Origin of the sequence: Streptomyces boluensis (assembly GCF_009908195.1) — a bacterium.
Taxonomy (GTDB): Bacteria; Actinomycetota; Actinomycetes; order Streptomycetales; family Streptomycetaceae; genus Streptomyces; species Streptomyces boluensis.
The window spans coordinates 1-12,152 of the sequence record NZ_JAAAHS010000234.1 but is presented as its reverse complement, the minus strand read 5'-3'; the positions used below and the strand labels follow the sequence as shown (position 1 = coordinate 12,152).

The window sequence follows — 12,152 nt, the reverse complement described above, 5'->3', positions numbered from 1 at the left end:
GCCCCTCCGGCGTTTGAGGAGCGGGGTCTGGGGCGGAGCCCCAGTTCGGGAAGGGGCGGGGCGGGGAACTAGCTGGCGAGCCCCGCCGCGCGGAACGCGTCAAGCGAAGGCTTGATGGTCGCGGTCGCCTGAGAGGTCTCGGCAACGGCGTCGAGCGTCTTGAGCCCGTCACCCGTGTTGAGCACCACCGTGGTCAGCGCCGGATCGAGCAGCCCCGCCTCGACCAGCTTGCGCGTGACGCCGACCGTCACACCGCCCGCGGTCTCCGCGAAGATCCCCTCCGTACGGGCGAGCAGCTTGATCGCGTCGACCACCTGCTCGTCGTTCACGTCCTCGACGGCACCGCCGGTACGCCGGGCGATGTCCAGGACGTACGGCCCGTCGGCGGGGTTGCCGATGGCGAGCGACTTGGCGATCGTGGCCGGCTTCTGCGGGCGGACCACGTCGTGGCCGGCCTTGAAGGCGGTGGAGACCGGCGAGCAGCCCTCGGCCTGGGCGCCGAAGATCTTGTACGGCTTGTCCTCGACCAGGCCGAGCTTGATCAGCTCCTGCAGCCCCTTGTCGATCTTCGTGAGCTGCGAGCCGGAGGCGATCGGGATGACCAGCTGGTCGGGCAGCTGCCAGCCGAGCTGCTCGCAGATCTCGTACGCGAGGGTCTTGGAGCCCTCGCCGTAGTACGGCCGCAGGTTGACATTGACGAAGCCCCAGCCCTCGCCCAGCGGGTCGCCGATGAGCTCGGAGCAGAAGCGGTTCACGTCGTCGTAGTTGCCCTCGATGCCGACGAGCTCGCCGCCGTACACCGCGGCCATGACGACCTTGCCCTGCTCCAGGTCGTGCGGGATGAACACGCAGGAGCGGAAGCCGGCGCGGGCCGCGGCGGCGCCGACGGCGCCCGCGAGGTTGCCGGTGGAGGAGCAGGAGAGCGTGGTGAAGCCGAAGGCGCGGGCCGCTTCGAGGGCCTGGGCGACGACGCGGTCCTTGAAGGAGTGCGTCGGGTTACCGGAGTCGTCCTTGATGAACAGGCCGCCGGTGATGCCCAGTTCACGGGCGAGGTTGTCGGCCTTGACGAGCTTGGTCCAGCCGGGGTTCAGGTTCGGCTTCTCGGCCACGTCGGCGGGGACGGGCAGCAGCGGTGCGTACCGCCAGATGTTGTCCGGGCCGGACTCGATCTTCTTGCGGAGCCCCTCCGGGTCACCGACCGGCAGGTCGTACGCGACTTCGAGGGGCCCGAAACAGAGTTCGCAGGCGAAGATCGGGCCGAGCGGGAAGCGCTCGCCGCACTCGCGGCAGGAGAGGCCGGACGCGGGGCCCAGGTCCACGGAGGTGGTGGTGACTTCGGTGGTGTTTACAGCCATGAGAGGCGAGGCCCTTTCTCCTCATCTTCCTCGCGACGCACTTCGCCGCGAGACGGATTTGGCACCTTCCCTAGCCGGGAGCCTCGCGATGGACAGTTGCGGTGTCCTACGAGACCGGCTGGAGGGTTGCCGGGGCTTCAACGGGCCGTATCCCTCTGCCCCTCTGGATGAGCGGTATTCGGTTGTCAGCGAGACGACCCCGACATGCGGCGGGCATCTGCGTTGTTCAAGACTGTAACTGAAGGCCCTCGGGGTTGAGATAGTCGTCCGAACCGCGAGATGGATCACAGACCAGGGAGTATGCAGACGTGCTCGAAGAGGTGGAGCGCTGGCTCGAACGGCGTTCCTGGTCCGTGCAGGACCGCTCGCTCGACCAGCTCCTGGCCGCCAAGGCCAGGCTGGGAACGACGGTCAGCGTCGTGCTGCCCGCGCTCGACGAGGAGGCCACGGTCGGCGAGATCGTCACCGTGATCCGCCGCAAGCTGATGACCCCGGACGTGCCGCTCGTCGACGAGCTGGTGGTGATCGACTCGGGTTCCACCGACCGTACGTCCGAGGTGGCCGCGGCTGCCGGGGCGCGGGTCGTGCACCGGGACGCGATACTGCCGCGGCTGCCCGCGGTGCCCGGCAAGGGCGAGGTGCTGTGGCGGTCGCTGCTCGTGACCGGCGGTGACGTGGTGTGCTTCGTCGACGCCGATCTGCGGGAGTTCTCCGCGGACTTCGTGACGGGGATCGTCGGGCCGCTCCTGACCGACCCCGAGGTGCAGTTCGTGAAGGCGATGTACGACCGGCCGCTCGGCGAGGCCACGGGCCAGGGCGGTCGGGTGACGGAGTTGGTGGCGCGGCCGCTGCTCAATCTGCACTGGCCCCAACTGGCGGGATTCGTCCAGCCGTTGGGCGGCGAGTACGCGGCCCGCCGGTCGCTCCTGGAGCGGCTGCCGTTCCCGGTGGGGTACGGGGTGGAGCTGGGGCTGCTCGTGGACGCGCTGCACACCGTGGGCCTGGACGCGCTCGCGCAGGTCGACGTGGGGGTGCGGCTGCACCGGCACCAGGACGGCCGGGCGCTCGGCCGGATGGCGGCGGCGATCTACCGCACGGCGCAGCTGCGGCTCGCCCGCGGGCATCTGGTGCGGCCGCGGCTTACCCAGTTCGAGCGCGGCGCGGACGGCTTCGAGCCGCGCACGCACGCGGTGGACACCGAGGAGCGGCCGCCGATGCTGAACATCGAGGAGTACCGGGACCGCCGCGTGGCGTAGCCCGGTCCGATGATGCTCATTGCCTAAATTTCCCATTTATGTGGGACAGACATGTAATGCCGCAATCGTGGCGAACAGGCCGCCGTGGCCCGGCCCGCCTGGTCGGCGCGCTGATCGCCGTGGCCACCGCCGCCACCTCCCTGATCGGCGCGGCCCCCGCCGCTGCCGTCGTCGTCGAACCCTTCGCCAAGCGCTACGACGAGGCGCTGTACGGCGACTTCATCACGCTGGGCAACTCCGTACTGGACTGCCCCAGCACCCCCGCCGACGAGGCGGCCGCCTGCCGTACCGCCCAGTCCGGCGGCAGCACCGCGAACAACAACCAGTTCGACATGCAGTACGTGAACACGGCGGGGCTCAGCTCCCCGGTACTGAACTCCAGCACCGGCAAGGTGCGGATCCCGCCGGGCGCCGAGGTCGCGTACGCCCGACTTTTCTGGGGCGGCAACGACGGCACGTACAAGCTGGGCCGCAACCAGATCCAGCGCTGCGACACCGCGGGTGTGGCCACCTCGCCCGCCGGTGACCCGCTCAGCACACAGCCGGTGATCAAGGTGAACGGCGGCGCCGAGACGCCCGTCACCGTGCAGAACGCGGTGCGCACCCCGTCCGAGGTCGGCGGGCCGCACTACTACACCGCCGAGGCCGACGTCACGTCCTCGTTCCAGGCGATGGCCTCCGGCTCCGACGTGCCGGTCTCCGTCGGCAATGTGTGGGCGCCCACCGGCAAGGGCTGCGTCGGCGGCTGGTCCCTGACCGTCGTCTACAAGTACGACGCCCCCAACGCCCAGTACGCGCCGGACCGCCGCAACGTCTACGTGTACGGCGGCCATGTCGTCCAGCAGTCCAAGGACCCCGACACCACCATCACGGTCGACGGCTTCTACCGCACCGGTGACGGCAAGCTGCGCGCCAGCACCACCGCGTACGAGGGCGACGCCAATGTGAGCGGCGACCAGTTCCTGGTCAACGGCACCAACATCGCCAACAGCGCGGGCTCCACCAACAACTTCTTCAACAGCCACGCCGAGGGCTGTCTCGACCCCTGCGACGCCAACAACTTCAGCATCGATGCCGAGACCGTCGACATCCCGGCGGGCACCATCAAGCAGGGCGCCACCTCCGCCGACCTGACGTTCCGCACCAAGGGCGACACCTATGTGCCCTCGGCGCTCGCGTTCTCGGTGCCGGTGCCCGACCTGGAGGTCACCAAGACCGCGTCGCCGAAGACGGTGCATCCCGGTGACACCCTCACATACACGGTGAAGGCGAAGAACATCAGCCGACTCCCGTACCCGAACGCCAAGTTCACCGACGACCTGACCGACACCCTCGACGACGCGACGTACAACGGCGACGCGAAGACGGACACCGGCAAGGTCGACTACGACGCCCCGCGCATCGGTTTCCAGGGCGACATCGCACCCGACGAGACCGCGACCATCACCTACTCGGTGACCGTCAACGACCCGGTCAGCGGCGACGGCAAGCTGCGCAACAACGTCGACGTGTCCTCGCCGCGCTCCAACTGCGAGGCCGGCAGCACCGACCCGGCCTGCGGCGTCACCCCCGAGGTGCGGCAGCGCCCGGAGGCGACCCCGCACATCGAGATCAGCAACATCCCGGCCGACCCGACCGTCGCGCCGTGCGCCTCCACCACCAACACGATCACGCTGAAGAACAGCTCGGGCGACCGCCGCGAGGGCGTCGAGATCGAGTGGCCCGTCAGGGCGGGCGGCACCCCGCAGACCAGCAGCGGCACCGTCACCAAGGAAGGCGACGTGTACGTCTGGAAGGGCGACGTACCCGCCGAGTCCAAGGTCCGCATCGTGCAGCGGGTCCGGGCGTCCTGCACCCCCGGCAAGGTCACCGTGCTCACCGTGACGGCTCGCGCGGCGAAGACCACCTGCCCGCCGGTGGACGAGCGGGCGGGCGGTTCCGACCCCTGCACCTCGGTGATCACCAGCAGCCGCGTCCAGGCCCGCCAGGCCCTCGCCCCTGAGTCCGGCGCCCAGGCCGCCCCGCAGCGGGCCGAACTGGCCACCACCGGCACCGGCACCCCGACCCTGCTCTACACCGGGATCTCGGTCGTCCTCTGCGGCCTCGGCGCGCTCGCCATGGCCATGACGCGGGGACGCCGCCGCGACTGACCTGAACTGACCTGACCTGAAGCACCCCCACGGCGTACGGCCGGGCTCGGACGAGCCCGGCCGTACGTTTACGCGTTCCGGGGCCGGGCTAGGTTTCGCGTCATGGCCCCCGAGCGCACCGCCGCCCCGATCCTCGTCGCGTCCAACCGCGGCCCCGTGACCTACTCCGTACGACCGGACGGCGGCCTCGACGCCAAGCGGGGCGGCGGCGGCCTGGTCTCCGGGCTCTCCGCGATCGGCCCCGACGCCGGCGCCCTGTGGGTCTGCGCGGCCCTCGGCGACGGCGACCGCGAGGCGGTACGGCGCGGGGTCACCGAGCCCGGCGTACGGATGCTCGACATCGACGCCGACGTGCACGCGGACGCCTACCAGGGCATCGCCAACTCGGTCCTCTGGTTCGTGCACCACATGCTGTACCAGACCCCCCTGGAACCGGTCTTCGACCAGGAGTTCCGCCGCCAGTGGGCCGCGTACGAGCGCTACAACCGCGCCTTCGCCGAGGCCCTCGCCGACGGGGCCGCGCCGGGCGCCGCCGTCCTCGTGCAGGACTACCACCTGGCCCTGGTCCCCGGCATGCTCCGGGAACTCCGCGACGACCTGCGCATCGGGCACTTCTCGCACACCCCGTGGGCGCCCGTCGACTACTTCCGGATGCTGCCCGACGACATCGCGGAACAGCTCCTGCGCGGCATGCTCGGCGCGGACCGGCTCGGCTTCCTCACCCGCCGCTGGGCCGACACGTTCACGGCCTGCTGCGACGCGGTGGTCGGCGGCCTCGGCGGAGCCCGCGTCGGCGTGCACGGGCTCGGCGCCGACGCGGACTTCCTGCGCGAGCGCGCCCACCGCGACGACGTGGCCGAACGGACGGCGGCGCTGCGCCGGCAGATCGGCGGCACCGGCGAGCGCCGCACGATCGTCCGCGTCGACCGCACCGAACTCTCCAAGAACATCGTGCGCGGGCTGCGCGCGTACGAACTCCTCCTCGACGAGCACCCCGAGTGGCACGAACGCGTCGTGCACCTCGCCTTCGCCTACCCCTCGCGCCAGGACCTCGCCGTGTACCGCGACTACACGGCGGAGGTCGCGCGGGTCGCGGACAGCGTCAACTCCCGTTTCTCGACGCCTGGTTGGACCCCGGTGATCCTGCACGTCGAGGACGACTTCGCACGCTCCCTCGCGGCGTACCGGCTCGCGGACGTGGCCCTCGTCAACCCCATCAGGGACGGCATGAACCTGGTCGCCAAGGAGATCCCAGTCGTCTCCGACGCGGGCTGCGCCCTGGTCCTCTCCCGCGAGGCGGGCGCACACGAGGAGCTCGGCGCGGACGCGCTCACGGTCAATCCGTACGACGTGGTGAGTACGGCGGCGGCGCTGCACGAGGCGCTCACGATGCCGCACGAGGAACGCGCCGCCCGCACCGAACGCCTCGCCGCCGCGGCGACCGCGCTGCCGCCGGAGCGGTGGTTCCTGGACCAGGTGCGCGAGCTGAAGCGCTGAGCTCAGCCCTCGCCGGGCCCCGGCGCCGACACCGCTGCCGCGAGCGCGGCGAGCAGTCCGACCACTCCCGACGGCCCGTCGACCGTCACGTCCGCCCGCTCGGCCAGCTCCGCGACCTCCGCGCTGCCGCTGCACACGAGGAGCCCCGCCACCCCGTCCGACCGCAACTTCTCCACCGCCGCGAACGCGGACAGGTCCCCCAGGTCGTCCCCGGCGTACAGGACCGACTCGGCGCCGACCTCGCGCGCGTACGCCGCGAGCGCCACGCCCTTGTCCGTGCCGGGCGGGCGCAGCTCGATCACGAAGCGGCCCGGCTCGGTGATCAGGCCGTGCCGGGCGGCGAGTTCGGCGAGCGGGCCGCGCAGGGCGTCGAACAGCGCCTGCGGGTCGTCCGCGCGGCGCGTGTGCACGGCGACCGCCCGCCCCTTCTCCTCGATCCAGGTACCGCGCCAGGCGCCCAACACGTCCAGGAACCCGGGGAGTTCGGCCCGCGCGGCGGCCACACCGGGGTACGGCTCGGGGGCCTGCACCGTGCCCGTGACGGCGTCCCAGCGCTCCGCGCCGTAGTGCCCGAGCACGACCAGGTGCTCAAGTCCCGCGACCCCGGCGAAGCCGCCGTACCGCACCGCCACTCCGGCGGGCCGGCCGGTGATCACGGCGACGGAGGCGACCTTGGGCGCGAGCGCGGCGAGCGCGGGCACGGCGTCCGGGTGGGCCCGCGCCTGCTCCGGGTCGGGGACGATCTCGGCGAGGGTGCCGTCGAAGTCCAGTGCCACGAGGGCGCGTTCGGGCCGGGTGCGGAACGCGGCGAGCCCGTCCCGCCCGGCGGAGGTCACCGGGACCGGCAGGTCGTCGGGGGTACGGGGGTGCGGGTGGCTGCCCATGGGCCGACCCTATCCAGCTCGGGGCGGAGCGCACCCCGGTCGTACGGGGATAGTGGTCGGGCTTGACCTAGCGGCGGGAGCGGCGGGCGGTGCGGACGCGGCGGAGCCGGTTGACGGTCACCGGGTCGTGCTCCTGGGCCTTCGGGTCGTCGAGGAGGGCGTTGAGGACCTGGTAGTAGCGGGTCGGGGATATGCCGAGCCGCTCGCGTATCGCCCGCTCCTTCAGGCCGGGCGTGGGCCAGCCGCGCCGCTCCAGGGCGAGCACGTCCTGATCGCGCGCGGAGAGCCCGGCGGCGCCGGGAGCGGGCTCGGGCTCGGGCTCCGGCTCCCCGGACGACTCGGGTTCAGGTCCGGGTTCAGGCTGGGGCTCGGGCTCGGGCTCTGCGGAGGTCATGAGAAAACCGTAGACGCGCGCACCGACACAGACACCGCCACCGCCACCGCCACCGTCCGCGCTACTCGGCCGACTCGGCCGCGGCGGCCTCGTTCTGCAGGTGCCGCAGGACCGAGGCGGGGTTGCCGTCCGGCCGGACGGCCTTGCCGATGTTCTTCTTGAGGGACGCGCTGACCTGCGCCCAGGACGTCTTGCCCACCGGGTACAGCTGCGAGTCCGGCAGCTCCTCGAGGAACTTCCGCAGGTGCTTGTACTCCGGGTCCTCGGCCATCTTGTCGGAGGCGGTCGAGGTGACGGGCAGGATGTCGTAGCGCTCGGAGAACTCCAGGACGTTCGCGTCGTCGTAGACGAAGTCCAGGAACTTGCCGATCTCTTCCTTGTGACCGTGTCGCTTGAAGCCCATCATCCAGTCGGCGACGCCCAGGGTGGACTTGGCGTTGCCGTTGACGCCGGGCAGCGGGACCATCCCGTACTCGACGCCCTTCTTCTCGGCCTGCTTCATCAGCGTCGGGTGGCCGTTGAGCATGCCGACCTCGCCGCGTGAGAACGCGTTGAAGGCGTCCTGCCGGTCGAGCTCGCCGGGCGCGGTCGGCCCGGTGAGGTCCTTGCCGACCAGCTCGTCCTTGAGCCACTTGAACGTCTGGACGTTCAGGTCCGAGTCGAGGGTGTACGTACCGACGTTGTCGGTGTAGCCGTCGCCGCCGCTCAGCAGCCACATCAGGGTCTCGGCGGGCGCCTCCTCACTGCCGAGGGGCAGCGCGAACGGGTACTTCACGCCCTTCGCCTTCAGCAGCCGCGCGTCCGTGGCGAGCTCGGTCCAGCTCTGCGGGGCGTCGGTGATCCCGGCCTCGGCGAACAGCTTCTTGTTGTAGAACAGCAGCCGGGTCGAGGACGCGAACGGCATCCCGTACTGCACCCGCCGCACCTGCCCCGCCTCGGTCAGGGCGGGCAGGAAGTCGGCCTGTACGGGGATGGAGAGCAGGTCGCCGGCGCGGTAGAGCTTGCCCTGCGCGGCGTAGTCGGAGTACGCGCCGATCTGCGCGATGTCCGGGGCCGCGCCCTTCTTGACCATCGCGGCGACCTTGGCGTCCACGTCGCTCCACGAGTAGACGTCGACGTCGACCTTGATGCCGGGGTTCTGCTTCTCGAAGTCGGCGGCGACCGCGTCCCAGTACTTCTGGCTGCTGTTCGCGGGGCCGTCGCCGTAGTCGGCGGCGACCATCTTCAGGGTCACGTCACCGGAGCCGCCGGTCGCTCCGCAGCCGGTGACGCCTGCCGTGATGCCGAGTGCGGCGACCGCCGCCGTCAGACCAGTTACACGCCGCTGCACAGCCGCTTCCCCACCCTTGCCTGTCCCGTCTTGCCGGTCCCGTCCGGTCCCGTCCGCTCCGAATAGAACGGCGAGTTTGCCGCACGTTCACACATAAGGTCTACACCACTCACATCTCGCTTCGGCAACGAGGCCGGGGCCGGAGGTCCGTCGCCCGTCCGTCACCCGTCCCACCGTTGCCCCGCAGGCCACAGGCCTGCTATGCACATTTCTGCTATGCACGCCCCGCCCGCACCACACGTCCTGGCGCACACGTACGCCAGCTCGCCGAGGAGCCGCCGCGCATGTCACGTACCGCAGCTGAAATAGCCACCCAGCCCGCCTGCTGGCGCCGGGCCGCCGAGGCCGCCGCCGACTTCGACGGGCTGCCGCGACCGGGCGAGCGGGTCGCCGTCACCGGCTGCGGCACGTCCTGGTTCATGGCCATCGCGTACGCGGCGCTGCGCGAGGCCGCGGGCCAGGGCGAGACGGACGCCTTCGCCTCGTCGGAGTTCCCGGCGGGCCGCGCGTACGACCGGGTCGTGGCGATCACCCGCTCCGGTACGACGACGGAGGTGCTCGAACTCCTCGGCGCACTGCGCGGATCGGTGCCGACGACGGCCCTCACCGCCGACCCGAAGACCCCCGTCATGGAGGCCGCGGACGCGGTGGCCGTGCTCGACTTCGCGGACGAGGAGTCGGTGGTCCAGACCCGCTTCGCGACGACGGCCCTCGCGTTCCTGCGGGCCGGGCTCGGCGACCTGTCGGCGCTCGGCGTGAAGCCGGTGGCCGAGGCCGCGGTGGACGCCGAACTCGCGGTCACCGAGCCGCTGCCGGAGCCGGTGCTCGGAGCGGAGCAGTGGACGTTCCTCGGCCGCGGCTGGACGTACGGGCTAGCCCTTGAGGCGGGCCTCAAGATGCGGGAGGCGGCCGGGGCGTGGACCGAGTCGTACCCGGCGATGGAGTACCGCCACGGCCCCATCTCCATCACCGGCCCCGGCCGCGTGGCCTGGATGTTCGGCACCCTGCCGGACGGCCTCGCCGCTGACGTGGACCGGGTCGGCGGCCACCTCGTCGCGCGCGACACCGACCCCCTGGCCGACCTGATCCGCGCGCAGCGCCTCGCGGTCGCCCTCGCGGAGTCCAAGGGGTACGACCCGGACCGGCCCCGGAACCTCACGCGCAGCGTGATCCTGGCTTAGCGCGAGGCGGGTCCGGGCCGGTCCTGTCCTCTCGCGTACGCGGGCCTAGAGGCCAAGCACCTCGCCGTACTTGATGGCCCCGTTGGGCAGCGCGAAGCCGAACGGGGTCAGGGACTTGCCCTGCGGGTACGTCTCCTCGGTGCTGCTCGGCGCGAACCAGACGCCGCCCGACCTGGGCTCACCCGCGTTCTCGCCGGGCGCGCTCACCGCGGTGTCCCACAGTCCGTCGCGGTTGTGGTCGCCGACGGACACCTGGGCGCCGAAGCGGTCGCCCGCCTCGGCCGTGCCGGGCATGTTCGCGGTGCTCTGGCTGCGCGCCAGACCGCCGTAGAGGCCGTGCTCCGTGCCGTTCAGGGTCACGTATCCGCCCGCGTCCTTCACGGTGCCGACGTCCTCGCCGGGCACGCCGACGACCAGTTCCGGACGGCTGTCGCCGTTCAGGTCCCCGGCGGACAGCGCGGCGCCGAAGTCGTCCCCGTCCTCGCCGGCGCCGCCGACCTCCGGGTTGGACTGCGTGAAGCACTCGCTCTCGTCGCCGAAGTTCGCGGTCTTCGACCCCTTGAGCAGCAGGACAGCTCCCCCGAGCCGGTCCTCACAATGCGTGCTCTCCGACTCGGGGTTGGGCTGTACGAGGCCGACCGCGAGGTCGTCCGTGCCGTCCCGGTCGAAGTCGGCGGCGGCGAGCGCGCTGCCCCGGTCGGCGTCCGCGTACCACTGGGCGGGTTCGGCCTGCTCGTTCCAGCGCGTGATGAAGGTGCTGGAGTCCTCCATGCCCTGCCAGGTGGCGGCGAGGTCGTCGCGGCCGTCGCCGTCGAAGTCGCCGGTGGCCAGGGCGCGGGTGGCGCCGCCCATGCCGTAGGTGCGCAGGGTGGTGGGGGTCACCGGGTCGGCGGTGAGCGGGCCGGGCCGGAACCGGAGCGAGCCCCGCTCCTCGCCGCTCTCGCCGTACGCGAGGTCGGTGTCACCGTCGCCGTCGTAGTCACCGGTGGCGAGGGTGCCGCCAATCTTGCTGAACTCTGAGGTGCCCCGGACCACGGTGGTGCCCTTGATGTTCCACTCCGAGCCGTCCAGGACGGTGATGGTGCCCTCGTCCCTGAGCTGCTCGGAGGTGAGCGACTCGCCGCTGGCGCCGACGACGAGCTCGAAGGTGCCGTCGCCGTTCACGTCGACGGGCGCCACGGAGGACCCGAAGCGGTCACCGGCCTCGGGCGTGCCGGGTATGCCGGCCTCGGCCTGGCTGATGACACCGGTGGACTGGCTGGGGCTCTGCGGCCCACCGAAGATCACGCTGACATAGCCGGCCTTGGCCTTGCCGTCGACCGTGGCGTTGGGCATACCGACCGCGATGTCCGCGTATCCGTCACCGTTGAAGTCGAACCGCGGAGCCTCGACGGCCGCGGCGCTCCCGGCCAAGGGCAAGGTCAGACCGGCCGCGGTAAGTGCCGCTACGGCGGCGGTGGCGGCGAGGGTGCGTACGCGCACGGTGGAACTCCCGTATTCGTAGGGGGAATTGAGGGGGAAAGGACACCCAGGGATCCGATCCCGGGATGGACCTCCAGAGGTGTGACTCATGTGGCGTACGAAGGGTTGTGCGGCGATGTCTTCCCGGTGAACACGAAGGGGAGTGCCGGGCAGGCGGTGGAATTGAGGTGACGGGAACGGCCGAGGCGCGCGACCATGGGGGTATGCCTGGTCCCCACGTCATCCGCGGTTCGGTCCTCCTGCCGGAGGCCGAGCTCCTGTGGCGCTTCTCCCGCTCCTCGGGCCCCGGCGGCCAGCACGTCAACACCTCTGACTCGCAAGTCGAGTTGAGGTTCGACCTGGCCAGGACGCAGGCGCTCCCGGAGGTCTGGAAGGCCCGCGCCCTGGAGCGCCTGGCGCCCCGCCTGGTCGACGGCGTCATCGCGGTACGGGCCTCGGAGCACCGTTCCCAGTGGCGCAACCGCGAGATGGCCGCGACCCGCCTGACCTCCCTCCTCGCCGAAGCCACGGCCCCACCACCACGCCCGCGCCGCGCCACGAAGATCCCCCGAGGCATCAACGAACGCCGCCTCCGCCAGAAGAAGGCCCGCTCGGAGACGAAGCGGGGGCGGTCGGGGCGGGAC

At 71.5% G+C, this 12,152-nt stretch carries 10 protein-coding genes and 1 riboswitch; of the genes, 5 read left to right on the top strand and 5 right to left on the bottom strand.

What is annotated here, in order from left to right; genetic code table 11:
- Nucleotides 1-68: 68 nt before the first annotated feature.
- A complete protein-coding gene (thrC, locus tag GUY60_RS24995; protein ID WP_161701606.1) occupies nt 69-1,355 on the bottom strand; it encodes a threonine synthase in 1,287 nt (428 codons plus the stop codon).
- Nucleotides 1,356-1,373: 18 nt separating this feature from the next.
- Nucleotides 1,374-1,529, bottom strand: a riboswitch (SAM riboswitch).
- 134 nt (nt 1,530-1,663) lie between these two features.
- On the opposite strand from thrC, the gene GUY60_RS24990 reads away from it, so the two are divergent.
- The 3 genes from GUY60_RS24990 to GUY60_RS24980 all read left to right on the top strand — a co-directional run bounded on the left by GUY60_RS24990 (nt 1,664) and on the right by GUY60_RS24980 (nt 6,258).
- Nucleotides 1,664-2,611, top strand: coding sequence for a glucosyl-3-phosphoglycerate synthase (locus GUY60_RS24990; protein ID WP_161701605.1), 948 nt, complete (start codon nt 1,664-1,666; stop codon nt 2,609-2,611).
- Nucleotides 2,612-2,667: 56 nt separating this feature from the next.
- Nucleotides 2,668-4,761, top strand: a complete 2,094-nt coding sequence (locus GUY60_RS24985; RefSeq protein ID WP_161701603.1) for a DUF7927 domain-containing protein — start codon at nt 2,668-2,670, stop codon at nt 4,759-4,761.
- Nucleotides 4,762-4,863: 102 nt separating this feature from the next.
- Nucleotides 4,864-6,258 carry an alpha,alpha-trehalose-phosphate synthase (UDP-forming) gene (locus GUY60_RS24980; protein ID WP_161701601.1) on the top strand — a complete coding sequence of 465 codons (1,395 nt, stop codon included), beginning with the start codon at nt 4,864-4,866 and terminating at the stop codon, nt 6,256-6,258.
- Nucleotides 6,259-6,260: 2 nt separating this feature from the next.
- Here the strand turns inward: GUY60_RS24980 and otsB are convergent, their stop codons facing one another.
- The 3 genes from otsB to GUY60_RS24965 form a co-directional block, all read right to left on the bottom strand.
- Nucleotides 6,261-7,142, bottom strand: a complete 882-nt coding sequence (gene otsB / locus GUY60_RS24975) for a trehalose-phosphatase (RefSeq protein WP_161701599.1) — start codon at nt 7,140-7,142, stop codon at nt 6,261-6,263.
- A gap of 67 nt (nt 7,143-7,209) precedes the next feature.
- Nucleotides 7,210-7,536, bottom strand: coding sequence for a DUF3263 domain-containing protein (locus GUY60_RS24970; protein ID WP_161701597.1), 327 nt, complete (start codon nt 7,534-7,536; stop codon nt 7,210-7,212).
- 61 nt (nt 7,537-7,597) lie between these two features.
- Nucleotides 7,598-8,866 (bottom strand): ABC transporter substrate-binding protein, encoded by a 1,269-nt coding sequence (locus GUY60_RS24965; protein WP_161701595.1) that lies wholly within the window; start codon nt 8,864-8,866, stop codon nt 7,598-7,600.
- A gap of 284 nt (nt 8,867-9,150) precedes the next feature.
- Between GUY60_RS24965 and GUY60_RS24960 the strand changes: the two genes are divergently transcribed.
- Nucleotides 9,151-10,047 (top strand): SIS domain-containing protein, encoded by an 897-nt coding sequence (locus GUY60_RS24960; RefSeq protein WP_161701593.1) that lies wholly within the window; start codon nt 9,151-9,153, stop codon nt 10,045-10,047.
- Nucleotides 10,048-10,092: 45 nt separating this feature from the next.
- Here GUY60_RS24960 and GUY60_RS24955 read toward each other — a convergent pair whose 3' ends face one another.
- Entirely contained in the window at nt 10,093-11,529 is a 1,437-nt protein-coding gene (locus tag GUY60_RS24955; RefSeq protein WP_161701591.1) for an FG-GAP and VCBS repeat-containing protein, read from the bottom strand.
- Nucleotides 11,530-11,732: 203 nt separating this feature from the next.
- On the opposite strand from GUY60_RS24955, the gene arfB reads away from it, so the two are divergent.
- Nucleotides 11,733-12,152, top strand: a 420-nt coding sequence (gene arfB / locus GUY60_RS24950) for an alternative ribosome rescue aminoacyl-tRNA hydrolase ArfB (RefSeq protein WP_161701589.1), incomplete at its 3' end; no start/stop codon positions are given.